Below are 25,723 nucleotides of genomic sequence, written 5' to 3' on the forward strand. Positions count from 1 at the left end.
TTCGTGATTCATCCTTATCCAGAGATTTCACTCTACGGTGGGATGAAAGCCTCACAGACGCGGGCGGGCCAGGCGGTAAACCCGCCCGCGTCTGTTGAGAGGCCAGCAAGTGTTTCCTTAAGTCACGCCTTTCGACTCTTAGGCAGGCCCTGGTTCGGGTAGGCCAGGCGGTAAACCTACCCGAACCATGTGAGCCAGCTTGTGTTTCGTATTCCGCTTGTCCTCTGTATCAGGCCGGCCTTGGTTTGGGTGAGCCAGGCGGTAAACCCACCCAAACCGTTGAGGCCAGCTTGTGTTCGTGATCACGCCTTTCGTCTCTTAAGCAGGCCCTGGTTCGGGCAGGCCAGGCGGTAAACCTACCCGAACCATGTGAGCCAGCTTGTGTTTCGCGTTACCGTCTGCCGCTATCTTCTTTTCCAAACCGGCCTTGGTCCGGGTGAGCCAGGCGGTAAACCCACCCGAACCTTTGGAGGCCGTGTTGGACTTCTCTACTACTTTCAGTGCGTGGAGTACGCTTGCATGCCGTGCTCGCTGATATCCAGACCAGCTTGCTCGTCCTCGGCACTCACCCGCAGGATGCCTGCGGCCTTCATGATCGAGAACAAGATGAACATGGTGACGAACGCCCAAGCAGCGATTGAAAGAGTTCCAATCAGCTGAGTCATGAAGTTGGTATTCGAAATACCGGTCTCTTCATTGACTACCAGGTGGGCGTTCGGCAGGATGCCGATGGCCAAGCAGCCCCAGAGTCCACAGAGGCCGTGTACCGGCCAAGCACCAACAGGATCGTCGATCTTGAGCTTGTCGAGCATCATGATGCCGACGATCACAAGGACACCAGCGATGGCACCAACCAGGATGGACATGTTGTACGACATGCAGTCGCAGCAGGCAGTGATGCCAACCAAACCACCGAGGATGCCGTTGAGGCCCATCGACAAGTCGGGTTTGCCAAACATCGCCCAGCTCACCAACGTGGCGACGATGCCGCCGGCACCAGCGGCCAGCGTGGTTGTCATAGCGATGTTAGTAACAGCTACCACGTCTCCGGGGGTGGAGAAAGTCAGTTGGCTACCAGGGTTAAAGCCGTACCAACCGAACCACAGGATGAAGACACCCAAGCCGGCGAGCACGATGTTGTGACCTGGCACCGGGATGCTTTTTCCATCTACGTAACGTCCCAGCCGCGGGCCAAGTACAATTGCACCGGCCAATCCTGCGAATCCGCCAACGGCATGCACCACAGCCGATCCGGCAAAGTCTTGGAACTGATAACCGCTTTCAAACTGCATGAGCCAACCACCACCCCACTTCCAGTAACCACTGATTGGGTAGATGAGGCCCGTCAAAATGGCACTGTAGATCAGGTAGGCACCGACCTTCATGCGTCCAGCCACTGCACCCGATACGATCGTCGCTGCGGTGGCCGCGAACATTGCCTGGAAGAACCAGTCGGCAGCGGGACTGTAGGGCAGATCGCTTGTCAGGGCGTATCCATCGAGTCCAACACCACCAAACGCGAAGTAACCATTTTCGACGTCACCGTATGAGCCCGGATACATCAATCCGAAGCCGATGATGTAGTACAGCAGTACGCCGACGGAAATGTCCATCGAGTTCTTGAACAAGATGTTCACGGCGTTCTTGCCGGAGTTGAAGCCCGATTCCACCATGGCGAAACCAGCTTGCATGAAGAACACCAGCACACCCGACAGGAACAGGAGCAGCGTGTTGATGGCGAAGTCATAGTTCTCGCCAAGGGCGGCCAGAACCTCTTCTTCGGACTCAACTGACTCGCCGCTGTCCTCTGCATCCGTCTCGTCTTCGGCAGTCGCCTCTTCGTCTGCCGACTCGTCGACCTCTGTCTCTTCGACTTCTACTTCTGCCACAGGATCATCGTCCTGGGCGTAGCTCACCGCTGGTGAGAGCACCAGCGCGAGCATGCTGGCGAGCATAAGCACGCCAAACAGCCGCTGTAGTGAAACCAGATTCATCGCACACACCTTTGCAAGATCAGAAGGAATTTTCCAAACGAGGTGGGCTGCCATCGATTCCACCCACAGCCAGACCTCGTTGCTGCCCCCGTCGGGCAGGCTTGCTTGCTCGTAGCGACCTATTGCGGCCTAGAGACCGCCCACCCGCCGCAAGAGCAACATTTGGTGCCAGACCCGGTTTGCAAGCACCGTGCCAGAAGGGTGTTACGGGCGCCCGATGATAGCTCGCAACATGTTGCAAATTAAGAACTTAAATGATCTAAAGTTTTTTGCGTGCATGGCCGATGGGCAGGCCGGCCTGTGAGGGGTGCCGCTATAGCGGGCAGACCGGGCCGCGCTTTTTAGCACGGGGTTTCCGCGAATTGCCATTCGTAGAGGTCTGGGGAGAGGAGGCAGCCCAGAAGAAAAGCCTACCTAGGCGGCGAGGTCTGCCTAATTTGTCACCACTGGCTCAGTTGGCGGCCAGGGCATCGTCGAACATCTCGTCGACAAAGTTGTCCGGATTGAAAAGCACTAGATCTTCGTGCTGTTCACCCACGCCTACGTACTTCACCGGCAGGCCGATCTGCTGCCGAATGGCGACCACGACGCCGCCCTTTGCCGTGCCATCGAGCTTGGCAAGCACAATGCCTGTGCAGCCGGCCGCGTCGGCAAAGTTGTTCGCTTGGCTGATGCCGTTCTGACCCGTCGTGGCGTCGAGCACCAGCAGCACCTCGTGGGGGGCATCGGGAATCTGCTTGCGGATCGAGTCACGAATCTTGGTGAGTTCGGTCATCAGGTTTTTCTGCGTTTGCAGCCGGCCGGCCGTGTCGACGATGCAGACATCCGCATTGCTTTTGATTGCATGCTCGACGGCCTGGTAGGCCACGGTTGCGGGATGCGAACCCTCGGGGCCTTTGATGCATTCGACGCCCAGGCGATCGGCCCAGATGCCAAGTTGCTCGACAGCTGCGGCGCGGAAAGTATCGCCAGCCCCTAGCACTACGGATTTGTCCTGTCCGCGAAACATGCAGGCGAGCTTGGCGATGGAAGTGGTTTTTCCCGCCCCATTCACGCCGCAAACCATAATGATGGTCGGTCCGCTGTCGGCAAACCGAATTGGCGACTCGTCCTGGGCCATCAGCTCCTTGAGCTTGCTCTTGAGGACGTCGATCACCTCCTGCATCTGCACAACCCGGCCGCGCATACCCTTGGCTACTTCGGATACCAGTTCTTCGGCCGGGTCGTATCCCATGTCGGTCTTAAAGAGGATGGCCCGTAGCTCATCGAGAAAGTCCTCGTCGATCAGCCGGCCTTCGCTCTTGAACAAGTCGCGAACGTCCGTATTGAGAACCTGGCTGGTCTTCTTGAGACCCTTTTTGATGCGATCGAAGAGACCCATGGGAGCGGCTGGGGGCTGGATTTGTGGCGGAGTGATTGAGTTTGCCCCCAATTCTAAGGGGCGGAGGCCGAAGTCGGAAGGCGGAAGGGCATTGGGCCGAAACGCCAGGGCAGGCTTGCCGCCGCCCTGCGGAGCTTGGTCATCCTGTGCGGGCTAGGCGTCGTTGGCCCGCACTTTGTCGAGGATGCCGTTAACGAACTGAGCAGAGTTGGCGTTGCCGAAGCGTTTGGCAAGTTCGACTGCTTCGTTGATCACCACTTTGTAGGGCGTATCCGTGAATTTCAGCTCAAACGCGCCCAGTCGCAGAACGTTTCGATCGGTCGCCGCCATGCGGTTGACGGTCCAGTTGGTAGCGATGGCATTGAGCGCCGCGTCGATTTCGGCCATGTTTCGCCTTACTCCAAGGATCAGTGACAGGCAAAAATCCTCCATATCCGGCGAGTTTAGCCGCGCCTTCACGAAGCTGGTGAGCGACTCGACGCTGTCCCGCGGGTTCACGTCGTCCTCAAAGAGGATTTGCAGGGCGACTTCGCGAGCACGACTACGACGGGACATGATTCGGGGGCCAACGTACGCGGTGAGGTGCCTAGTGAACAGGAAAAAAGGAAGGGCGAGCCGTGAATTATTAACGATAGGAGACCAGCGGAGTAGTGGCACCGTTTTCCGAAGTTGCAGCGGAGTCACTCCATAGCCTGCAACAACCCTACCATTTGCAGGGCAGCTTCAGCGCATTCGCTGCCTTTGTTGCCGACGTTTCCGCCGGCACGGTGGATGGCCTGCTCGAGCGTGTTGCAGGTCAACACGCCAAACAGCACTGGCAGGTCGAATTCCAAAGCGATGTCCAGCATCGCCATGCTGACGCCACGGTTGATGTGCTGATCATGCGTGGTTTCGCCCCGAATGACGGCCCCCAGGCAAAGCACCGCGGCGTATTGGCCACTTTCGGCCAGGCGCATGGCTACCAGCGGGATTTCCCATGCGCCGGGCACCCAGGCGACGTCGATCCGCTCGTCGGCCACACCTTGCTCCACCAGGGTGTCCACTGCGCCATCCAGCAGCTTGCCGGTGATGTTCTTGTTCCATTCGGCGACGATAATCGCGAAGCGGGCGTCGGTAGGTACTGGTGCCGGCTGAATGACGTTGGGCATGGAGGCCACCTGAGGGAAAGGCTAAAAGGAAAACCGCTGATAAGACGCCAATTTACGCTAATTGATTACTAGCGGCTATTGGCGTCCATCAGCGGTTTGTGGACGGCTCAAGAGAGCGTGTGCTACGCCTCTTTCATGCTCATCAGGAACTCTGCATTGCTATTGGTTTTGCGGAGTCGCTCGGTCAAGAGTTGCATGGCATCGGGCGGGTTCATTTCGCTCAGTACCCGGCGGAGGATCGACACCCGGCGATGTTCTTCGGGATCCATCAGCATTTCTTCGCGGCGGGTACCACTGCGGTCAATGTCGATGGCGGGCCAGATTCGCTTGTCGACCAGCGAGCGGTCGAGCACGATCTCCTGGTTACCGGTACCTTTGAATTCTTCGAAGATCACTTCATCCATGCGGCTGCCGGTATCGACCAGAGCGGTTGCCACGATGGTGAGCGAACCGCCCTCCTCTACCCTGCGGGCCGAGCCGAAGAACTTCTTCGGTCGCTGCATGGCATTGGCATCGATACCGCCGGAGAGGATCTTGCCCGAATTCGGGCACTCGGAGTTCCAGGCCCGGGCGAGTCGCGTGATCGAATCGAGGAAGATGACGACGTTGCGGCCGTACTCGACCATCCGCTTGGCCTTTTCGATCACCATTTCGGAGACCTGAATATGCCGGGCTGCGGCTTCGTCGAAGGTGCTGGAAATCACTTCGCAGTTAGGGCCTTTGACCTCTCGCTCCATGTCAGTGACTTCCTCAGGCCGCTCGTCGATAAGCAGCATGATGACGTAGGCATCCGGATAGTTGGCCAGGACGCTCTTCGCCATTTTTTGCAGCAGAATCGTCTTACCAGCCCGGGGCGGGCTGACGATCAGGCCACGCTGGCCAAAGCCAATGGGTACCATCATGTCGACCACGCGCATGTCGATTTCCTCGGCGGTGGTCTCCATGCTGATGCGTCCATCCGGATGGATGGGCGTCAAATCGTCGAACGACACTTTGCGGGCCAGCAGATTGGGATCGTCGTCGTTGATCGATTCGACCCGCAACAAGGCGAAATATCGCTCGTTTTCCTTCGGTGGGCGGATGGTACCGCAGACCGTGGCACCGTCTTTCAAGCCGAAGCGGCGAATCTGACTGGGCGACACGTAGATGTCGTCGGGGCACGACAGGTAGTGGTAATCGGGGCTCCGTAAAAATCCAAACCCGTCGGGCAGGATCTCGAGGGTGCCCTGCCCTACCATCATGCCCTGGAGCTTCACCCGCTCCTTGAGAATGCGGAAGATCAGGTCCTGTTTTTTCAGGCCCGTGGTGTCTTTGACCTGCTCTCGTTCGGCGGTTGCAATGAGCTCGGGCATGGTCATCTGCTGCAGTTCGGCCACGTAGACATTGCTATCCAGCTTATCGCCTTTGGCAATAGCCGCACCGGCTCGACGGACGCGCTCGGCGGCTTTGTCGAGTTCTTCGGCGATGGTTAGCGGTTCTTCGCGGTCGAGCTTCGCAAGTAAGGCGGGATCGATGTGATGTCCGTTCGAGGGGCTCTGACGTTTCCTACGGTGTGGCGTGTGGGAGCGGTCGTTGCGCGCTCCACGGCCATGCGTGTCGGCCATGATGACGATGACTCCTGGAGGAGGAAGGGTTCCGGTTTGGCGACGCGCGGAAGGCACCGCCGGGGGGTGGGGGGGATAGTTGAAAAGGATGCGGAGGGGGGGGATTCATGCGAAATGTTCCACCGCCTCAGGTCACCAACTATTATTGCAAAAACCTATACGTCATGGGAAGCGAAATCTAGGCCATTCCGCTAGCATTGGCGAAAATTCACAATTCGGATAGGTGAAACCGCCACTCGCGAATGCACCAGATACATGCAGAGATGGCGATGCGGACAACCACGGTACTGGTGTTCAGTCACCCAGTTGAGGCACCACTACCTCGCGCCAGAAAATACTCACTTGCTTGCGCGTCTGGTGCAGATCGCCGCTGTTGTCGATCACCACATCGGAGCGGTGTCGTTTGATGTCCAGCGGCAATTGTGCCGCTTCGCGACGATCGATTTCCTCGACGGCCCAGCCTCGCCGCCGGGCGTGGGCGATACGCAGGTCGTCCGGTGTATCTACCATCAGCACCGTATTGCAGGTGCTATCCCAGCCAGCTTCCAACAGCAGCGGCGCGTCGATGACGAACACTTCTTTGCCCTCGGCGGCCAGGCGTTCGCACTTGTCTTCGACCGCCCTGCGAGTGAGGGGATGGATAACACTCTCCAGGTAATGGCGCTGCTCCTCCGCGTCGGCCGAGTCGCCGAACACCAATCGCGCGATCGCCGACCGGTTCACGGTACCGTCGCCGGCCAGAATCCCGGTTCCCCAACGGGCGACCAGTTGGTCGCGGACTTCCGGCTGTGCAAGCACGTTGTGGGCCATGGCGTCGGCGTTGATAACCACGGCGCCGAGCTCGGCAAACATTTCCGCCACGGTCGACTTACCACTAGCTACGCCGCCGACGAGACCGATTGTGAACATCAACAGACAGGGGGCAAAGGTCCAAGGTAGCTGGATTCAGTAGAATCCGGAGTTGAACAAGCAGGTCCGATATTCTTGCGAATTCGGTCACTTACGCCAACACGACTTACTCGCAATTCGCCCAGTTTACGCCGCATTTGACGTCAACTGCCAGAGGAACTCGCAAATCGTAGACGCCCGCCATTTCGGCCACTACCATCTCGCGGAGGGTGCCAAGTTCCTCATCCGGTGTGTCGAACACCAGTTCGTCGTGGATCTGGAGGATCATCTTCGCCTGCAATTCCTCATCTCGCATGCGGCGGTAGATTGCCAGCATCGCCAGCTTGATCAGGTCGGCTGCCGTGCCTTGAATGACCGTGTTCACGGCCGTCCGCTCGGGCAGGTTCAACTGCAGCGGTGCGGGGCGATCCTCGAACAGGGCGTCCTTCGACTTCGCGGCGGGGCGGACTCCGGTGATCGCCCGCCGGCGACCCAGCAGTGTTTTGACGAATCCGTCGCGACGACAATCGGCCAGCGTGCGGTGCATGAAGTCTTCCACACCTGGATAGCGGGCGAAGTACTCGTTGATGAACCGGGCGGCCTCGTCCTTGGAGATACCTAGCGATTTGGCCAGACCGAAGGGGCTCTGCCCGTAGATGATGCCGAAGTTCACCGCTTTGGCGCCGCGTCGCATCTGGCTGGTTACTTCGTCCAAGGCCACGCCGTTCACCTGGCTGGCGACCAGCGTGTGTATGTCCTGCCCGCTGGCGAACGCCTCGCACAGCGTTTCGTCTTCGGAGAAGTGGGCGAGCACCCGCAGTTCAATCTGCGAATAGTCGGCGGCCAGCAGCTTCCAGCCCTCCTGTCCCGCGGTGAACGCCGAGCGGATTTGGCGTCCGGCCTCGGTGCGGATGGGGATATTCTGCAGGTTGGGATCGCTGGAGCTGAGCCGCCCTGTGGCGGCCACGACCTGATTGAAGGAGGCGTGCACCCTCCCCGTCTCGGGATGCACCATCGTTGGCAGGGCGTCGACGTACGTCCCTTTTAGCTTGGCGTAGCCACGGTGTTCGATGATCTTGGCCGGCAGCGGGTGTTGGGGTGCAAGTTCCTCCAGCACGCTGGCATCGGTGCTGGGCCCGGTCTTGGTTTTCTTCACCACGGGCAGCCCGAGCTCATTGAACAGAACCTGTGCGAGCTGCTTGGGCGAGGCAATGTTGAATGGGTGGCCGGCCAGCTCCTCGATCTCTTCTTCCAGTGTCTGCAGTCGCCCGCCGAACTCGACGCTCAGCTCCTGAAGGCGAGCGACATCAACTCGAATACCGTTGAATTCCAGCTCGGCCAGCACGTCGATCAGCGGCACTTCCAGGGTGGAATTCAGCTCGTCCAGCTCCTCCGCCACCAGTCGCTCTTCCAGCAGCGGTCGAAGTCGCAGCGGGATGTCGGCATCCTCCGCGGCGTAGTGGCCAATCTGTGCGACTGGTACTTGGTCCATCCGTTTCTGGTTCTTGCCCTTGCCGATCAGGGTGTCGATCTTGGTAGTTTGGTGGTCGAGGTACTTCCTTGCCAGCTCGTCCATATTGTGCGAACGCTCGCCCGCGTCGAGCAAGTAGCTGGCGACCATTGTATCGAAGTCCACCCCCGCCAGCTTCAATCCGGCGGTCCGCAGTACCGTGATGTCGTACTTCAGGTTTTGCCCCACCTTGGCGATTGAGGCATCCTCCAGCACCGGACGTAGGCAATCCAACACCGATTGTTCGTCCAACTGCGTGTCTCCTTCGGGAGCTCGAATCGGCACGTAGTAGGCCGTGCCCGGCTCCCAGGCGAGCGAAATGCCCACTAGTTGGGCAGCCCGCGGATTGACGCTGGTCGTTTCGGTATCGACCGAAAGCAGCCCGGACGACTGCATTGGTTCGACCAACTCGCCGAGCCGCTCGATGCTCGTGACCACTTCGTATTGAGTGTCGAGATTCGCCGCTACCGGCTTCTTGGCCCCGCCGGCCAGAGCCGTGGCGCGATCGCCCAGAGCCTTGAAGCCGAAATCGCTACACAACTCGGCGACGCGCTGCGGATCGTAAGCCCCGGGGCGGGCCATTTGCCAGTCGAGATCTACCGGTACGTTCGCGTCCAGCCGCACCAGATCGCGTGACATTCGGGCGTCATCAGCGTGGTTCTGCAGGTTCTGGCTGCGTTTGGCTCCCTTTACGTTAGCGGCGTTGGCTAGTATGTCGTCCAGGGTGCCGTAGGTCTCCAGTAGTTCACGGGCGATCTTAGGACCAATCAGCGGCACGCCCGGCACGTTGTCGACCTTGTCCCCCACCAGCGACTGAAAATCGACCACCTGATCGGGCCGAATGCCCCAATCGCCGTACAATTCGGCCGAACCGAACTCTAGGTTCTTTCGTATGTTGTAGATAAGTACGTTTTTGGTGATTAGTTGTCGGCAATCCTTGTCGCCGGTCACCAACAGGCAGCGGAGGCCCCGCTCGTCGCACACTTTGGCGATGGTTGCGAGAACGTCGTCTGCCTCGTAGCCCGGCTTGCCGATCACTGGCACGGCCAGGGCGGACAGCAGTTGTTCGATTTTGGGAATCTGTGGAACGAGGTCCTCGGGCATCTCGCTGCGGTCAGCCTTATACGCATCGTACAGGTCGTGCCGAAAAGTCGGCCCCGGCATGTCGAACGCCGCAAACAGGTAGTCTGGCCTCCGGTCCTCGATTAGGAACAGCACGTCTCGCAGGAACCCGTATACCGCCGAGACGGGCTCGCCCCGCGGGCTGGTCATCTCGCCGATGGCGTGAAACACCTGAAAAATCAGCGAATGCGAGTCGATCACGTAGACCGTCTCGCCCTCGGCGGGGGCAGAATTGGTGTTGTCCGGAGTGGCCAGGGCCTGAGGCTCGTCGTGGCCGGGCAGTTGCTGCTGTCTCATGCGATCCGTTATATGCGTTTCGTTGACACGCGTTAATCCCCTAACTAAATTGGACTTAGGTCGATTTCGACTCGACCTTATCGGAACACTGAAAGCAACCTCGTCGAGCGCTGGGCTCAGACTGTAGCCATACTTCACAGCTCGCCCGTCCCACCTCGCCCTTTCCCCGCATAGGTATCTCGATGGCCGCCCGTCAGGATCAGACGCTCCAAATCGCCCTCATTGTGTTCGCTATCCTGTTGGTGGGGTTCATGGCGTTCACGTACTACTTCTATAAGCAAGCCAGCGATGCCAGTCAGCAACTGGATGCGATGACCGACGATCGCGACTCGCAACGCTCCGCGGCCAATAACATGGGGGTCGAAAACGAGCAGTTGCGACAGTGGATGGGCTTCGAGCAGTTCGCGGAGTTCGACACCGTGAGCACGCAGGTGAAGGCCGACATGGATCGGATGGCTGGTACGCTGGCCGAAGATAAGAGGAATTACCGCGACGCGCTCGAACTGATGTACAAGTCGAACCTGGAATTAGCTCAAGCCCAGGCAGTCGACAAGCAAAAGAACAAGGACCTGGAAACCAAGCTTCGCGAAGTGGAAGCGGGCCATCAGGCGCAGATCGCCCAGTTGCAGGCCGACAAAGAGAAGATCGAGCAGGCGGCAGCCGCCCAGCGGAACCAGTTCACCGATGCCCGAGCTGCTCTGGAGCAGAGTAAATCGGCCCTGGCAAAGCAAATCTCCGACCAGACGGCCGCTTTCGAGCAGGAACGCACCCAGCTGACCTCTGCCCGTAACGAGGCACAGGAAGAGGCCAGCAAACGGCAGCGTACGATCGACCAGCTAAAGGAAGAGCGGAAGCAGGAAGACTTCTCGTTCGAGATTGCCGATGGCAAAATCACTTGGGTCAATCAATCGAACAACACCGTGTGGATCAACATCGGTTCGGCCGACTCCCTGCGACAACAGGTCACGTTTAGCGTATTCGACAACGAAGACACCGACGCCGGCAAGGCGGAGAAGAAGGGTGCTGTGGAAGTGGTTCGCATGCTTGGCGAGCACATGGCCGAGTGCCGCGTGACCGACGACGACCCACGGAACCCAATTCTGCCGGGCGACTACATCTATAGCCAGGTGTGGCACCATGGCAAGCCACAGCACTTTGCCTTGACGGGGCTCATCGACCTGGATGACGACGGCCAGAGCGACTTGCAACTGGCCAAGGATCTGATTGAGCTCAACGGTGGTGTGGTGGATGCCTATCCCAACCCGGAAACAAACGAGCTCGAAGGCGAGATGACGGCCGAAACTCGCTTCATGGTCTTTGGCGAACGCTCCGACCGGACCAACGACTCCGCGCTCCGCGACACTTGGGACAAAATGCACAACGAAGCCAACGCGATGGGTGTCGAACTGATTTCGGTCACCGACTTCCTCAACCAGATGGGTTACAAGCCAGACAATCGGGCAGTGAATCTGGGAGCTGGCGTCAATGCCAACGACTTCCGTCCCCGCCCCGCCCCGTCACGCGGCGATCTGCGTCCGCGAGTTAACTACTCCACTCCGTAAGGTTTACAGGAGCAGTCCTTTATCTCAAGCTCGCCGGCTCAGGTCGTCACTGTGTCTGCTGAACGGGTACGCTCACGACAGCGGTCGTTGGCGCCACGACCAACTGAGTGGCGGTGCTCGATACTGCTGGCATTGCTGCCGTGGTTTGCCTTGGCTGGAGTGCCTCGAGTCCGGCGAACAGCTTGGTCGACAGGCGTTCGTAGACAGCCAGATCTTTTTCGTTGTCCGTCGGTAGATTTTCGGTCGCCAGCAAGTCGGGCCGCACAAACAAAGTGGCGGCCATCGGCAGGTCTAACTCGTCGCGAAGCTGTAGCAACAGATTGCGCTCGCGACGTGAAAGCCGGTGCGCACGGCACATGTCGATGAACAGATGGTGTGGTTCGTTGCTCATCCGACGTGCCTGTTGGCGGCGGTAGAGCCAGTTGAGTAGCCACACCAGGGCAAGGGTAGCCAGCAGGATGCCCAGCAGTGCCCACAAGTCGCCCAGATTGAACTTCGCGTGGTCGCCACTAAAGCGATCGCCAAGGCTTTGCCAGGCCTCGCGATTGGCCAGGGGTATCCATGTTAGCAATGTTGAGTTGAGCGTCGTCACTGCGCAGCCTCCATGGGTTGCACCTCGCGTGCTTCGAACACCCGCAGCGCGGCGGCCGCTCGGTTGCGAACCAAGGCGTTGGCGTCGGTCGCGGCCCGGCGTATAGCCGTGCCGGCCTGGCTGGTGTTCGATCCGGCCAGCGTTTGCACCGCCTCGGCTCGCACGGCTGCATCCTGGTGATTGGCCTGCTTTATGATGGACTCCAGCATGTCGTCCACGACGCCCATGGCGGTGGCCATTTGCAGTCCACGGAGCTTCCTGGGCAACACGGCCGCGCTGACTTCGCGACGTACTTGTTCGACGGCCGAGTCGTCGGTCGTGCGGACAATCCGCCCCAATTCACGCCGAGACCTCTCGTCGAGACTGTCGAACTTTCCGGCATAGCGCAGGAAGGTAAAGTCGCCCAAGCTCTTTTTGGCAATCCGACGAACCGTATCATCCGCGTGGTCTAGCAGCGCTGCCAGTCGCTCGACGGCGCCATTGAACCCGTGATGGCGAAGCGAACGAGCAGCATAGGCTACCATCTGAGGATCGGAATCGTTCAGCAAGTTGGTCAGTCGCGCGGTAGCCTCTGGCAGTTCGATGTTGCCTAACGCATCGCAGGCGGCCATTCGTGCGTAAGGAGTGCCGCGCTCGAGTATCTGATCGTAGATCCCCAGCTTCGTTCGTCGGGAGAGCCGCGAAGCACTTACCAACTCCACCGCTACAGCCTGTGCTTCGGGCGACAAACGGAACCAGTCGTCCGTCACCTTTTCCAGCATGGGCAACCTCTTCAATCGCCCCACGTTCTCCAGCGCGCGGGGGCTGGCCGGGTACCCCAAGGCTTTCAGGAATACGCTGCGGAAGTGTACGTCGTTGCGCGCCGCGGCGGTTTCCAGTAACGTCAACGGCGTGCCGGGATTGTCGAATAGCTTGGCCAGCACCTCGATGGCACCTTCCGAGGGACTGCTCTCCAGCAGCGTCATCAGCGGCTTGTGGCCGGGATGCTCCGTATCGGTGAGCAAGCTGGTGAGCGTATGGTTGCTGGGCGTCGTGATCAGCAGAAAGGCTTCCACCAACTCGACGCGGCGATGCGAGCTGAAGTGATCAACCGCCGAAGAGAGAGCTGCCAGGGCCCAACGACGGGCGAACGAAGGATCGCGCCCCCGGGGGCTTTCGCGATAGGCGACGATTTCGTCGTGCAATGCCCTGGCCAGGTCGAGCGCAATGCTTGCCATGGCCTCGCCGCCGGGATGTTTGGGATCGCTAGCCGCGGTAACCAGGGCGGGGAATTCGTCGAACGCCCTACAAGTGATCACGTAGTGGCACGCCAGGCGGGAAGATTCGTTATCGTGTTCGGCCAGCAACTTGCGGAGCGTCGTTCGCAGCCGGGGCGAACTGTCGCCCAGCGAAGCGACCTCCGGCTCGGTGAGCTGGGGGAATATGCGAAGGAATGCCCGCTGGCTGGTCTCGTCTCGGCGGCGCAGCAGAGCCGCGATGGCGCCATTGCGCACCGCGGACGAGGGGCCTAAAATCCCTTCAACCAGTACTTCGGCCGCCGTGTGGTTCGGCGTGCGCCAAAGTTTGCTCAGTGTGCGTTGGAAGCCGAGAGCGGCCATATGTAATTGGACCTACCTAACGGGAATGACGCCTCCGGTGGCGATGCCTTCGACAACGTCGGCAATTTGGAGCTCGTGGGTTGAAAGCTCGTCCGGTTTTGACGGTTGTAGCGATGGTCTACCGCAACGGGCGTTGCGTAGCAGGTGTGCGGTAGGCAAACTAAAGGATATGTCAAAATGCCGACCTTGGCTGGAGTTACCCCATGAACCGCGCTGATCGTTCCGCCCAACAAGTACTCGAGGCCGAAGTTCTCAACCTGCGTGCCAAGCTGTTGGAGGTGGCCGCTGGTCTCGATCGTATTGACCGCGGGGCCGAACCCCTGGCCGATGCTGGCACCATGGAGACTTTCCGCGGGGCGATCGAAACCTTGCTCCGGCCAGGGCCGAATCGTGCCGAGCGGATTCAGTTGCTCTTCAGCCGCGCGTACGAAGATAGTTGGCGCGAAAACATGGAGGTCTAGTCGCCGCTGCTCGCCCCGACACCTCCGTTCCCACCTCACCCCCGACTCCCTGCCATGCAGTACATCGACCCACACATCCACATGGTCTCGCGTACCACGGACGACTACGAAACCCTGGCCAAGATGGGGTGCGTTGCGGTGAGTGAGCCCGCCTTCTGGGCCGGGTACGATCGCGGCAGCGTCGAAGGATTTCGAGACTACTTCGAGCAGCTCACCGAGTTCGAACCCAAGCGGGCCGGGTGGTATGGCATCCAGCATTACACGTGGCTCTGTATCAATGCCAAGGAGGCGGAGAATGTCTCGCTCTCGCGCGAAGTGATCGACATGATCCCCGAGTTTCTCGATCGACCGGGCGTGTTGGGCATTGGCGAGATTGGCCTCAACAAGAACACCCGCAACGAGGCCACCGTCTTCCTCGAGCACCTGGAGCTTGCCGTCCGCACCCAGTCGCAGATCCTGATTCATACACCGCACCTGGAAGACAAGTATCAGGGCACGCGGATGATCCTCGACATGCTCTCTGGCGACTCCCGCATCGACCGCACCCGCGTGCTGGTCGACCACGTCGAGGAGCATACGGTCCGTCCGGTGCTCGAAGAAGGCTTCTGGGCCGGCATGACGCTGTACCCCGTAAGCAAGTGCACGCCCGACCGCGCCGCCGATATGGTGGAGATGTACGGGCCCGAACGCCTGCTGGTGAACTCGGCCGGCGACTGGGGTCCATCGAAGCCGACCGCGGTGCCCGACTTCATCATGGCCATGCGCAAGCGAGGCCACTCCGAGGCGCTGATCCGCCAGGTGGTGTACGAAAATCCGCTGAAGTTCTTCAGCCAGAGTGCCAATTTCGAGTTCCAGGTCGCGAAGTAGAGCGTAAAGAGTTCCGTGGCCCGCAGCCGACGAGCTACACCTCGTCGGAAAACGGAAGCTTATGACTTCGCCACTCTTCGAAACCAAAGCTCCTATGCCCGCCAAGCCGCGGGTAAAGATCGACTTGGTGGGCAACGAGCTTACCATGGCGTGGCGGACTCCCATGTTGGGTGTCTCGCTGTTTCTCATGTTGTGGCTCACCGGCTGGACTGCTGGCTGCGGGGTGATGCTCTACAAGCTGCTCACCGACTTCGAGTGGTTCATGTTGCTGTTCTCCGTCCCGTTCTTCACCGCGTGGTTCGTGGTTGCGGGGCTGCTTGTTTACTTGTTGTTCGGTCGGCATCAGCTCGTGCTGACGCGGGATTCGTTGGAGGCCACCTCGCGGGCTCTCGTTCCGTTGAAGCATCGCGTCGTGCCGCTCGATGAAGTGGCCGTGGCACAGCTGGTCGAGGAGTGCACGCACCACTCGAACGACATGCCCCAATACTCCTGGCTCATTCGCATCAGCACGTTGGGCGATCCAGTTAAGTTTGCCAAGGGCATCGAAGTGCCCGAGGGGGAGTGGCTCGCCGAAACGATCAACCTGTGCCTCAACCAGATGTCGCCCGAGCGGGCCGCCATGGCCACGACCGAAGCCATGCGCGAACGGGATGGCGATGCCGAACCGTCTGGCGAACTCGATCCGCTTACCAACGCAAGCCTTGCCAGTGCATTTGACGACGATTCGTTCCAAGGCAAGTTATATGAAGGTGTAGACGAAGAAAGCGACACCGATGAAGGCCTTGGCCACGCCATGGTTTTTGTCCCTGGTCGCGACCGTTGGGAGCAACCGTCCGACTCCAGGTGGCAACTCACCCACGAAGGTAGCGGGCTGGTATTCACCAATCGCGGACGCTGGTCGCTGGTGGCCATCGGGGGCAGTTTGTTCATTTGCTTGTTCTGGAACGGCATAGTCGGAGTGTTCGTTTGGGAGCTGATCAACGACTTTCGGTGGTTCTTGGCACTGTTCCTCATTCCGTTCGAAGTCATTGGTCTGGTGATGCTCTTTACGCTGCTAGCCGCCCTCACCGCACCGGCCTGGGGCACGCGATGCAAATTTCGTCTGGGGCAGATCGAGCGACGCTGGTGGACGCCGCTGTTCGGCCGCACCAAACGGTGCGAGTTCGATAGGCTCGATCGCATTGAACTGGCTTCGAAAAACAATTCCGACAACTCGACCACGCCGGTCAAATTTGCCACCGGGGGCACCAACTCGGGCGAGTACCGCCTGGCCCTGATCGACACCAGCAACACAACGCTGCTGGATATCGATTCCCTGACCAAAGGCGAAGCCCTCTGGATGGCCGACACGCTCACCTACGAGCTACCAGGCCTGTTCGACCGCGACCGGTAGCGCCGTGTTTTGGGTCAATATCTTTTGGGCCAACTTCTGGCCATTTACATTCATGGGCCCAAAACTCCAAGCGTTTTGTCCCACCTCGCCGGCAAGAAACGCTTGTTTTACTGGGTTTATTCATTCACAGTGGACCAAAACCCGGTGTGTTGTTCTCCGCATGTTGGGGGATATCTCTGAGGCGCTGCTCGTAGCTACGCTCGCCAGAGCGTGGACCACCCCACCACGACGCGCTGCTCCCACCGCGCATGACTACCCAGGAGCATCCACCGTCTGGCGACGGTCGCTACGGAGTCTGCCTGTTTCGCACCCCGTATTTTCGCGGATGTCGTGTAAAATTCCTACACGCCGCCGAGAAAAATTGGGTCAGTTTCCCCGGCCGGCAGCAGGGAGTGAACTACAACCCAGAACTGCTACCCCATTGATGTAGCCGGATTCGCAAGAATTCGGAGCTTGGGTGGGAAACGAGAGTCTATTGTCTATATTTACTATTCATGAATCCACACAGCCAACAAAGCGAAGCGGCATCGTCCGATGCAAAAGAGAGCGACTTCGTTTCGTTCTGGCGGTATACGTGGTTTCACCAATTAATCCTCGTGCCACTGCTTACTTACAAGGTGAGCAAGATCGACTTTGCCGAACCCATGGGTCTTACACAACAGATCGGCCTATGGGTTCTCGTCTTCTTCCTCGGCGAGGTCTTCCTGTTTGCAGGCTGGTATCGAATAGCGAAGGTCGACGTGGAGTGAGCCACTGAGCGGCTTATGGAGAGTCTGAACGTAATTCTGATGAGCCAGCCAATCTTGGCAATAGGCAGTTGGGGTGTTGCGGTCCTGGTAGGTATGCTGCTGATGGCATTGGTCGCGCTCGAGTTGCGGGCATCGCGACGTCGCGCGCTACGCATCACCTCGACACGGGATGAGCTTGATTTCGATGAGTGGCTGAAGTTGTCACAGCTGGAAGCGTTGAGCAACGAGCAGCGCCAGTTGGTGCGGGAAGCATTGATTATCGCCGGCGACTGCTATGTGGTGCCACCGACCTGTCTTCGCATGAAGGACGGCTTCTGGGATGAACTCGGCATGCACTCCTGGTTCTCGAATGGTGACGACGCCTATGATACGCTGGGCGACCGCTTGGCGGATGAGTTGAATATCCGCTGGGACATAAATTGGGCGACGCTTGGTGACGTCGTGCGCGGAGTCATCGGGCACTCACGGATCGACGAACTTGAGGGTGCCGCGCAGTAGACCGGCAATCCGAATTCTTGCGAATCCGGCTACGTTTGTTCGGCTACGAGCGCGCAGAGGCCCTACCCCGCCCCGAACTGCCGCAGCACGATGCCTGCCACGTCGGTATCGGCCATCGGCTGTTCGACGAACACGCCCCGCTCGCTGGAGAGCAGTACGCCCTGTTGCGACTCGTGTCGAACCGGCGCGCCGTGTAAGCCTCGCACCAGCGTGGCGTCGAGCGGGATGCCCTTGGTCACTGGGTCGAAGAACAGTTCCACCGGGTCGTAGCCCGGTTTGCGGTGGATGTCCATCTTGCGGGCGTAGTCGGGCGCGCGAGCATCGTCGAGCCACCAATAGTACGCTTGCCAGCTATTCGGCTCGGACACCAGTACCACGTCGCCGCTGCGTGGGTGATTGAGCTCGTACCGGTCGAGCTGGTCCCGCGTCAGCACTTCGGCAATGCCCGGCTCGCGGCTGAAGCGGTCGACGATCGGGCCGATGTGCTGCTGGCCATTGACGAAGATGTGCGACAGTTGATGGTCCGCCAGGGCAAACGCGCGGCTGCCGGCGAAATCGAGTTGCTCGGTGCCATCGACGTCTTTCAGTTCCAGCATTCCCAGTTCCCGCAACACACGGTTCGGGTAGGTCACGTGATCTACCGGCGAGACGACGTACTCGCTCGCCACCAGCCACAAGAGAGAATTCCCCTCGTGAATGCGAGTAAACTCGGTGATCAGTCGACCAAGCTCGTTGTCGAGTTCCTCGAGCGCCTTCGCCGCTTCGGGCGAGTCGGGCCCGTTCTTTTGCGTGGCGTAGTCGAGGTGCGGAATGTAGATGTACCAGAAGTTGGGCCGATGGTGCCCGGCCGTCCAAATGGCCGACGAGATAATCCATGACGACGAGGGGATGCCGGCCAGTGGGCCCCAGAAGTGCTTGAGCGGAAAGTGGTCGAACGCATCTCGCAGGTCGCCGTACAGCATTTCGGGCCGAGTGTAGCACCACAGCGATTCGCTGCCGTCGGGATTATGAATGGGCGCGAACGTGCAGATGTAGTCGGCCCCGCACCCCTTGTTATTCAGGGCGAACCACATGGCCGAGGTGATCGATTCGTCGTGCTCGTGCAGCAGGTCCCACAGCTGCGGCCGCTGAATGACATCGTTCCACATGGTCCACAGCTCGACCTGGCCGGCCTTGTCTTCGCTGCCAGCGGGCGGCGCATCGCGCCAGTAGCAACCGTTGGCCACCATGCCATGCTCCGATGGCGGCAAGCCGGTGGTCATGTTCGCTTGCACGGCACAAGTAACGGCCGGAAAACCCGCCACCAGCGGGGCGCGATCGCCGCCGGCCGTGAGCTTCTGCAGGTTCGGCATCCGCGCGACGTCCTCGGCCCGCAGGCCGGGAATGGAAAGCAAAACAACGTGGTCGGACATGGTAAGCTCGTGAGTAAGGACCGCTAATGCACGCTAATGTTATCAAATCGGAGGTTTGCAGTTGCGAAACTCGTTTGGGGTGCCTGGGGTCGAGCTCCGCGAGCCCCCAGCATGTTGTGAACTGGAGGCTCGTTGCACTAGACCCCAGCCACCCGGCAAACTACCCGCCGCCTATCTTTTGCAGGAACGCTAGGGATCGCTCTGCCATTTCAGGTCCCATGTGACTGTGCCGCGGAAGCTCGACGGTTACGGGTCCTTTGAACTTGATCGCTTCGAGCGCCGCGATCACCGGCGGGAAGTCGATTTCACCCTCGCCAAAGGGCAGGTGCTCATGCACACCGGCTCGCATGTCTTCGATGTGGATGTTCTCGAGCCGGTCGCTCCAGTCCATCAGCTGCTGTGCGATGGGAGTCTCGCCCAGGCAGTGCAGGTGGCCGATGTCGATGGTTAGCCTCAGTTCGGAGGCTAGCTCCTGCGGCAGCAACTCCAATAGCTCGGAGTAGGACGCCATGGTGTCGATCAGGTGTCCAGGCTCGGGCTCGAAGGCGAGCACCACCCGCTGCGCGGCGGCGTGTTCGATCACCGGACGTAGCGACTCGACCAGCCGCCGCAGTTGCTCGCTACGCGGGGCATCGTCCGTTGGCGTGCCGGACCAGAATGAAACGCAGTGGGCGCCGAGCAGGTTGGCGATATCGATGGACTTGCGAAGCATGTTTACCCGCCGCAGCCGGTCGGCTTCGGCAGGCGAGACCATCGTCGGCTGATGCTTGTGGCGGGGATCCAGCAGGAAGCGGGCGCCGGTCTCCACGACCGAAGTGAGATGGTACCGGGTCAACAGCCCGCGTGTTTCGACAATCTGTCGGGCCAGGTCTTCGCCTGCGGGATTGATGGTGTGGTGGTCGAGCGTGATGCCGACCGCTGCATAACCGAGTTCGGCCACCAGCTCGATGGCGGCTGGCAATGGGAGGTCGGCCAGTCCGTTGGTGTTATAGCCCCACTGCATCAGGTGACCTTAAACAATTGGGACAACAGCATCGCCGGAGCAACCAGTGCGAGCACGGCCAACGACCAGTACGGCTGAGCGTAGCCCAGGCACACCGCCGCGTCGATAACAATGACAGACAGGATGGCATAGCCGACCGCGCGTTGCACGTGCTTGGGCCACGGCTGCAGGATGGCGACTACCATGCGGCGGAGCACGGTGCCGGCCACCAGCACCCATAAGGCAACCCAGCCCCACGGGTGAAGTCTCAGTTGGCTGGCAGCCGCTTCTTGCACGAAGGGCATTGCGGCGATGAACACAATGCCCAACGTGGCGCCTACGGCCGACATCGCCAGCAGTTTGCGATTGCTCTCGGTAGCTTCGCTGCGGGCGAACCACGATACTCCCCAGATGTAAATGCCCATGCCGATGGCGGGCAGAATGAGCTGGTCGGCGGGCAGGAAACCCCATTGAAGCTGTTCCGCTCCGACGCTCAGGCCGAGCAGCACATTCATGAATCGGCAACCACCCATGATAGCCGGCCCCAGCGTGCTGCGTTTGAGCCCGATGTCGTAGGCCACGATCAAACCGGCAAGCCACCAGGAGATGATGCCGGGCGCCAAGGTTGGCGTGACTCGCGACACAAACCACCCCGCGCACACGCCAGCGAACAGCAGACCCCAACCAAGAATCCGCACGTGGGAAATGGGTATGCGTCCGCTCGGAATCGGCCGTTCGGGGCGCTCTTTCGTATCGAGTTCGGCATCGTATAGATCATTGAGCACCATGCCCGCCAGGTACAGCAGTACGCTGGTGGCAGTGACCCCCACCGCGGTCCAACCGGGCAAGTGACCGGTCGACAGGATCATACCCATCCACACGTTCGACACGGCCGTGAAGACGTTCGCCACGCGCATCAACTCGGCGTAATTTCGAACTGTAGAGAGAGTCGACATGCTTAGTAAGCGTTTCCAGTTAGATCGATTGTTGCCTCTGCCGCTACACCGCCCCAACAACTTCATCGACCAGCGGCTTTAAGTACTCCATGGCTTCGCGGGCGGCGAGGTCCGGGTTGTCCATGTAGGGATAGAGTTCCACGGTCAGCCATCCATCGTAGTTCGTGGCCGCAATCGCGGCGAGCGTCGCGCGGAAGTCGATCGCCCCTCGGCCGGGAATCAAGTGCTGGTGCACCCGCGAGGCGGCGATATCTTCCAGATGATAGTGCACCGTGTGGGGGGCCATTTTCTCCACCCAGTCCTGAGGGTCTTCGCCCACGCAGTACGCGTGGCCGGCGTCGAAGTTCAGTCCCACCTGCGGCGAATCGAGACGGTCGACGAATTCCAGGTACTCGTCGAACTTTTCGATCAGCAACTCCGGCTCGGGCTCGATCAGCAGTGGCATCGCCAGGTCGGCCGCCAGTTCCAGGCAGGGCATCAGCTCTTCGTAGAAGATGTCGAACGCTTCTTCACGCGTCTGACTCTCGGCCAGCGGACCGCCCGGTTCGGTGGTGATGTGCGGCGCGCCAATTTCGGCAGCCAGCCCCAACGCCCGCTTGGTGTGTTCGCGGCGAATGGCGCGGTAGTGTGGATCGGGGTCGATCCAACCCGGGTGCCAGTAAGGTTGTCGCGGGTCGGCCACTGCGTTCATCATGAAGGCGTTGACATTCGACACCGGGAGTTGGTATTCGTCGAGCGCCGCGCTGAGCGACTCCACCTGCTCGGGCAGTAGCCCTGCCGGCCAGGCATGCGGCACGTCGGCCAGGATTTCGATACCGGTGTACCCCATCGACGCAATTCGGCGGATGGTTTCTTCCACCGAATACTGCAGATAGGCGTTCGAGCTAAATGCGAGCTTCATGAGTTGAATGGTTCGTAAATTAGTCGGCGAGCGACAATGGCGATGCGTTTCTCCAGCACTCGAGTTACCAGAAGCGTAGCATGCTCGTCGCCCTGCGGTTTGAGGTCGCGGCGGAGCGACTTGGGGGAGAGCTTTACCGCACGATGTTTAATTTCGAGCTGGCCGATCCCCCGCTTGCGAAGATAGGCCGCCAGTTTCTTTGGTTTCAATGGCATCACGTCCAGCACCTCGAACGTGGACCATGCCGGATCAAGTTTCGCCGTGTCGCTGGTGAGGTAGCCGGTCGTGCTGGCGAAGGTCCACCATTGGTGCCGGTTGGCCAGGTCGCCCACCAAATCGCTCGCCAGCACCGCCGCATCGGGTTCCATGACGTAGCGGCCAATCTGGTCGGCGGCGTCGGGCAGCGTATCGCCCGCGCCGGTAACGGTGGCCAATGCGCGAACTTCAGGACCGTCGGCCGCCAGGATCGTGGCCCTTCGCCCACCGGGCTCGCCCGTGAGTCCTCCGAACCACACCACCAATTGCTTACACTCGCCGGAGCGACTGACCCATTCTAGTTCGGCGGCGTCGGTCCATCGAGCGGGCACCTCGCAGGCGGGGGCGAGCTTCACGGCCGCATTGGGGTTAGCCGCGAGCATGGCATCGATCGCGTCGTCGGAAGGTTCGTGCAGCTCGGCCTGGGTGGTTCGACCTCCCCGCGGCCGGCGATCGGGATCGATGTGCCAAGCGTCGTAGTTTTGTAGGGCGAGCGACGTCGCATCGGCCGTGCTGGTAGATATCTGTTTTTCGATTCCATTTTCCAGAAGATTTCGCGCCGCGAAGGCAGTCATCGTTGCCGACTGATCGACGAGCAGCAGTTGGTCGGCGACACCAGCGAGTCCCAGGGCGTCGCCACCGACGCCACAGCACAGGTCGGCCACACTGCGACGATTTGCGAATCGCGCCGACTTGTGACGGGCAATCCACTGGTCGCTTGCTTGCTCGTAGCCAACGCGGGTAAAGAACATCCGCTCGGCCGCGGTGAACTTCTGCGCGGCACGCCCGCGTAATTCTGCCAGTTCCATCACGCGATGTGCTTGCTCGGCCGTGAGGTGTTTGCGAAGTTGGGTGATAATCTGGTGGGGCGGTTGGTCGGCCCTTCGCAAGTGCTCGAGCCAAGAGGCCGCCTCGTCGCCGAGCAGCCACTCGTCCAGCGGTTCGAGAGGCGTGTGGTTCATGCGAGGGGGCTCAAGGTTTGCGCAATCGGGCGGATCGTCAAAGCGAGGTCGCCGCTTCGAGTCGGTTCTACGAGTTACATCGGCAACTACCAAACTCACAAAGCACAACAAGCAGTGTTGCCGAAGGTATGGGTAGTGCCGCGTTGTCGGCTGTACCCGCCTGCTGGACACAAGAAATGAGTCTCATGCCCCGCCCTGTCATGTTAGCCGGTCTGCTTGGAGCCGCGGTAGGCGTACCCTACGTTGTGGACCACTCGGCCGAATGGCGGGACAGCATGATGCAGCCCGCGTCGCAGGCCCAGCAGCCGGCCGATCCGAACTCGCCTCAGGTGCCGCAGTTCAAAATTCCGGAGCCCATGCGGCCGCCCAGTCCGGGCGACCACATCTACAGCAGCCCAGCACCGCTTGAGGGCATCGCCACGTACTCGTTGGCCGATGTCCTGCGGTTGGATGTGAACAAAGAGTGGATCTACAGTCGCTGGGCGCGAAAGTCGACGGGACTGGCCGAGCCCGAGTTGTTCGGTATTCGAGTGCCGCTGGTGAGTGGGACGCGGATGACCGATGTGGCCGGCTCGCTGACCTACTATTTCGACAAGCAAGGTATCGTGCAGAAGATTCGTTTGAAGGGCAAAACGGCCGATACTTCCGAACTGGTGAACCTGCTCGCCACGCGGTATGGATTCCGTCCCGCGACACCCCTGGTGGCGGGCGAGCAGTTGTTCCGCGTCGATCGCGAAGGCGTGGTCGAGAGCGAACTGAGGACGCAGCCCGAGTCGGTTCTGTGGGCCACCTCGCCGCACACCAGCTTCTCTGTCGACCTGGAACTGAATCGTCCCGGTTCGGGCCGATACGTTCAACGTCCGATGCCACGGATCAAGTCGCTCGACATGCCGGCCGAGCAGCCCCAACCGCTGTTCGGCGAACAGCAACAAGCACCGGGCACCGCCGTCTTCCCAGGGGAGTCGGTAGTACCATCGACTAACGGGGTGAAGGCCGAACAGGCCTCGGCCACAAGTGAAGCTCCGGCCGAAGCGACTCCGCCCCCCAAAGTGCACAAACCGGTTCTGCGGTGGCCCAGCTAGTGTGCCGTACTGGTTGGGTTGAGGAAAACTGAGGAGGCAAGCGCGGCCAACTCGTGCTATGCTGCCGTGCATGAGTAGAACTATCATCCGGCATTGCCCCCCTGAGAAACAGCAACAGGCGCTGGAGCTGGTGCTCCAAGATGTGACGCCACAGTTGCGCGCCGGATTGGTAGACGTACTGCGTCCCACCGCGCAGCAAGGCATCGACGTGTTCGCTGGATTGATCATTGCTGAAGATGACGGCAAGTTGGTCGGCGCAGCGTGGCTGCAACCTCAAGTCGGCCGGACGGCGACGCTCTGGCCGCCCATACTGCGCGGAGACATCACCGACGACCAAACGCTCTGCAAGTTGGCAGGCGCGGCGGTGGCGGCCTCACGCTCGCTGCCCGTCGACCTGGTGCAGCTCCTGTTAGACAAGCCCAGCACAGGGTTGGTGCCGCTGCTGGAAGAGCTCGAGTTCGAGAAGCTGGCGGACCTGGAGTATCTGATGCACACGGTGCCACGGCGCTATCTCGGCGATCTTGATCCCGATGTCACGTTTGACTCGCCGGCCATGGAGCAACAAGAACTGCTGGAGCAATTGGTAAAGACTACCTACGAGCAAACGCTCGACTGCCCAGGGCTGGAAGGGCGCCGCAATATCGAGGATGTGCTGACCGGATACCAGGCGGTCGGTGAGTACGACCCGAAAATGTGGTACATCGTGCGGTGGCGAACAGAGCCCGTCGGGGTGCTGCTGACGGCCCCGTATCCGGACGGCGATCAGTGGGAAATCGTGTACGTAGGAATCGCTCCCCGTTTTCGTGGCCGGCGCCTGGGAAAGAAAATTCTTGCCCACCTTACCTCGCTCGCCGCACAGCGCAAGGTGGAGTATCTGGTCGTAGCGGTCGACGCAGCCAACGCTCCAGCACTTCGGGTTTACGAACAATCGGGGTACGTCCGCTGGGCGGAGCGAACAGCCTACATTCGGTCGATTGAGAGAAGTGATGCAGGCTAGAATAACTGCGCAATCTTTCAGCGGGTGCCGCTCGTGGCGGAAATTCTTTTTGTGCTTCGGTCGCAACATGTTTTCCACGGCCCCCAGCGGGCTCTGAAAAAAAATTCTCGCCACAAGTTTTGATGAGCAGATGGTTAATTCTCGATGAATATTGATTTCGCCAGCCTCCGATGTGGGGAGCCTCGACGCCACCAAAAGTCAACCCTTTGACTTGTGTGCTAGCACTCGTAAAATCGCTGACCTGGGTGACAATCAGATGCGTGGCAGGAGGTGGCACCACCATCTTCGTTAAACGATTCTTTCCGCCCTAGTTGTCTCCGAGCTAGTTCTTCGACGAAGACGTGCTTCGAGACCACTAGGGCGGAAAGCTCGGTTCGCGAACGACGGGGGGCCGCTAAGCCGCGTAACTCTTTTGCGTTGTGCAAGTGCCGCACCACGCACGGCCGCTGGCCGTGGACGGGGCCTTCGATCTCATGGGTCGTGGTTCGTATTGGGGTGGTATCGGTGCGCCG

At 60.1% G+C, this 25,723-nt stretch carries 22 protein-coding genes; 8 read left to right on the forward strand and 14 right to left on the reverse strand.

The window, feature by feature from the left end:
* Positions 1–497 precede the first annotated feature (497 nt).
* The 7 genes from NG895_RS25305 to polA form a co-directional block, all read right to left on the reverse strand.
* Positions 498–1,994 carry an ammonium transporter gene (locus NG895_RS25305; RefSeq protein WP_252855344.1) on the reverse strand — a complete coding sequence of 499 codons (1,497 nt, stop codon included), beginning with the start codon at positions 1,992–1,994 and terminating at the stop codon, positions 498–500.
* Positions 1,995–2,445: 451 nt separating this feature from the next.
* Positions 2,446–3,375 carry a signal recognition particle-docking protein FtsY gene (ftsY, locus tag NG895_RS25310; RefSeq protein WP_252855345.1) on the reverse strand — a complete coding sequence of 310 codons (930 nt, stop codon included), beginning with the start codon at positions 3,373–3,375 and terminating at the stop codon, positions 2,446–2,448.
* Positions 3,376–3,528: 153 nt separating this feature from the next.
* Positions 3,529–3,930 carry a transcription antitermination factor NusB gene (nusB, locus tag NG895_RS25315; RefSeq protein WP_252855346.1) on the reverse strand — a complete coding sequence of 134 codons (402 nt, stop codon included), beginning with the start codon at positions 3,928–3,930 and terminating at the stop codon, positions 3,529–3,531.
* A 125-nt stretch (positions 3,931–4,055) separates the two neighbouring features.
* Positions 4,056–4,523 carry a 6,7-dimethyl-8-ribityllumazine synthase gene (gene ribH, locus NG895_RS25320; protein WP_252855347.1) on the reverse strand — a complete coding sequence of 156 codons (468 nt, stop codon included), beginning with the start codon at positions 4,521–4,523 and terminating at the stop codon, positions 4,056–4,058.
* 122 nt (positions 4,524–4,645) lie between these two features.
* On the reverse strand, positions 4,646–6,127 hold the full coding sequence (gene rho / locus NG895_RS25325) for a transcription termination factor Rho (RefSeq protein WP_252855348.1): 1,482 nt from the start codon (positions 6,125–6,127) through the stop codon (positions 4,646–4,648).
* A 294-nt stretch (positions 6,128–6,421) separates the two neighbouring features.
* Complete coding sequence (gene coaE, locus NG895_RS25330; RefSeq protein ID WP_252855349.1) at positions 6,422–7,036, reverse strand: dephospho-CoA kinase; 615 nt, start codon at positions 7,034–7,036, stop codon at positions 6,422–6,424.
* A 106-nt stretch (positions 7,037–7,142) separates the two neighbouring features.
* Positions 7,143–9,944, reverse strand: coding sequence for a DNA polymerase I (gene polA / locus NG895_RS25335; RefSeq protein ID WP_252855350.1), 2,802 nt, complete (start codon positions 9,942–9,944; stop codon positions 7,143–7,145).
* A 182-nt stretch (positions 9,945–10,126) separates the two neighbouring features.
* Between polA and NG895_RS25340 the strand changes: the two genes are divergently transcribed.
* Positions 10,127–11,506: a coiled-coil domain-containing protein gene (locus tag NG895_RS25340; protein WP_252855351.1), complete on the forward strand. Its 1,380-nt coding sequence runs from the start codon at positions 10,127–10,129 to the stop codon at positions 11,504–11,506.
* Positions 11,507–11,552: 46 nt separating this feature from the next.
* Here the strand turns inward: NG895_RS25340 and NG895_RS25345 are convergent, their stop codons facing one another.
* Both NG895_RS25345 and NG895_RS25350 read right to left on the reverse strand, forming a co-directional pair.
* Positions 11,553–12,098 carry a hypothetical protein gene (locus NG895_RS25345; RefSeq protein WP_252855352.1) on the reverse strand — a complete coding sequence of 182 codons (546 nt, stop codon included), beginning with the start codon at positions 12,096–12,098 and terminating at the stop codon, positions 11,553–11,555.
* Positions 12,095–13,696 carry a HEAT repeat domain-containing protein gene (locus NG895_RS25350; RefSeq protein ID WP_252855353.1) on the reverse strand — a complete coding sequence of 534 codons (1,602 nt, stop codon included), beginning with the start codon at positions 13,694–13,696 and terminating at the stop codon, positions 12,095–12,097. The genes NG895_RS25345 and NG895_RS25350 overlap by 4 nt, the downstream gene beginning before the upstream one ends.
* A 203-nt stretch (positions 13,697–13,899) precedes the next feature.
* On the opposite strand from NG895_RS25350, the gene NG895_RS25355 reads away from it, so the two are divergent.
* The 5 genes from NG895_RS25355 (at position 13,900) to NG895_RS25375 (ending at position 17,664) form a co-directional block, all read left to right on the forward strand.
* The gene (locus NG895_RS25355; protein ID WP_252855354.1) at positions 13,900–14,157 is read left to right on the forward strand and encodes a hypothetical protein; all 258 of its coding nucleotides are present in this window, start codon (positions 13,900–13,902) and stop codon (positions 14,155–14,157) included.
* Between the two features lie 54 nt (positions 14,158–14,211).
* On the forward strand, positions 14,212–15,024 hold the full coding sequence (locus NG895_RS25360; protein ID WP_252855355.1) for a TatD family hydrolase: 813 nt from the start codon (positions 14,212–14,214) through the stop codon (positions 15,022–15,024).
* 94 nt (positions 15,025–15,118) lie between these two features.
* Positions 15,119–16,417, forward strand: coding sequence for a hypothetical protein (locus NG895_RS25365; protein ID WP_252855356.1), 1,299 nt, complete (start codon positions 15,119–15,121; stop codon positions 16,415–16,417).
* A gap of 494 nt (positions 16,418–16,911) precedes the next feature.
* The gene (locus NG895_RS25370; RefSeq protein ID WP_252855357.1) at positions 16,912–17,166 is read left to right on the forward strand and encodes a hypothetical protein; all 255 of its coding nucleotides are present in this window, start codon (positions 16,912–16,914) and stop codon (positions 17,164–17,166) included.
* A 39-nt stretch (positions 17,167–17,205) separates the two neighbouring features.
* Complete coding sequence (locus NG895_RS25375) at positions 17,206–17,664, forward strand: hypothetical protein (RefSeq protein ID WP_252855358.1); 459 nt, start codon at positions 17,206–17,208, stop codon at positions 17,662–17,664.
* 62 nt (positions 17,665–17,726) lie between these two features.
* Here the strand turns inward: NG895_RS25375 and NG895_RS25380 are convergent, their stop codons facing one another.
* The 5 genes from NG895_RS25380 to NG895_RS25400 all read right to left on the reverse strand — a co-directional run bounded on the left by NG895_RS25380 (position 17,727) and on the right by NG895_RS25400 (position 23,132).
* Entirely contained in the window at positions 17,727–19,076 is a 1,350-nt protein-coding gene (locus NG895_RS25380; RefSeq protein WP_252855359.1) for an alkaline phosphatase family protein, read from the reverse strand.
* Between the two features lie 160 nt (positions 19,077–19,236).
* The gene (locus NG895_RS25385) at positions 19,237–20,079 is read right to left on the reverse strand and encodes a sugar phosphate isomerase/epimerase family protein (RefSeq protein ID WP_252855360.1); all 843 of its coding nucleotides are present in this window, start codon (positions 20,077–20,079) and stop codon (positions 19,237–19,239) included.
* Complete coding sequence (locus tag NG895_RS25390) at positions 20,079–21,014, reverse strand: UbiA family prenyltransferase (RefSeq protein WP_252855361.1); 936 nt, start codon at positions 21,012–21,014, stop codon at positions 20,079–20,081. Before NG895_RS25390 ends, NG895_RS25385 begins: the two co-directional genes overlap by 1 nt.
* A 43-nt stretch (positions 21,015–21,057) precedes the next feature.
* Positions 21,058–21,915, reverse strand: coding sequence for a sugar phosphate isomerase/epimerase family protein (locus NG895_RS25395; RefSeq protein WP_252855362.1), 858 nt, complete (start codon positions 21,913–21,915; stop codon positions 21,058–21,060).
* Complete coding sequence (locus NG895_RS25400) at positions 21,912–23,132, reverse strand: THUMP-like domain-containing protein (protein WP_252855363.1); 1,221 nt, start codon at positions 23,130–23,132, stop codon at positions 21,912–21,914. The genes NG895_RS25395 and NG895_RS25400 overlap by 4 nt, the downstream gene beginning before the upstream one ends.
* Positions 23,133–23,317: 185 nt before the next feature.
* On the opposite strand from NG895_RS25400, the gene NG895_RS25405 reads away from it, so the two are divergent.
* On the forward strand, positions 23,318–24,214 hold the full coding sequence (locus tag NG895_RS25405; protein ID WP_252855364.1) for a DUF6690 family protein: 897 nt from the start codon (positions 23,318–23,320) through the stop codon (positions 24,212–24,214).
* A 70-nt stretch (positions 24,215–24,284) separates the two neighbouring features.
* Positions 24,285–25,211 (forward strand): GNAT family N-acetyltransferase, encoded by a 927-nt coding sequence (locus NG895_RS25410; RefSeq protein WP_252855365.1) that lies wholly within the window; start codon positions 24,285–24,287, stop codon positions 25,209–25,211.
* The last annotated feature ends 512 nt before the right edge of the window (positions 25,212–25,723 follow it).

Origin of the sequence: Aeoliella straminimaris, from assembly GCF_024054565.1 — a bacterium.
Taxonomy (GTDB): Bacteria; Planctomycetota; Planctomycetia; order Pirellulales; family Lacipirellulaceae; genus Aeoliella; species Aeoliella straminimaris.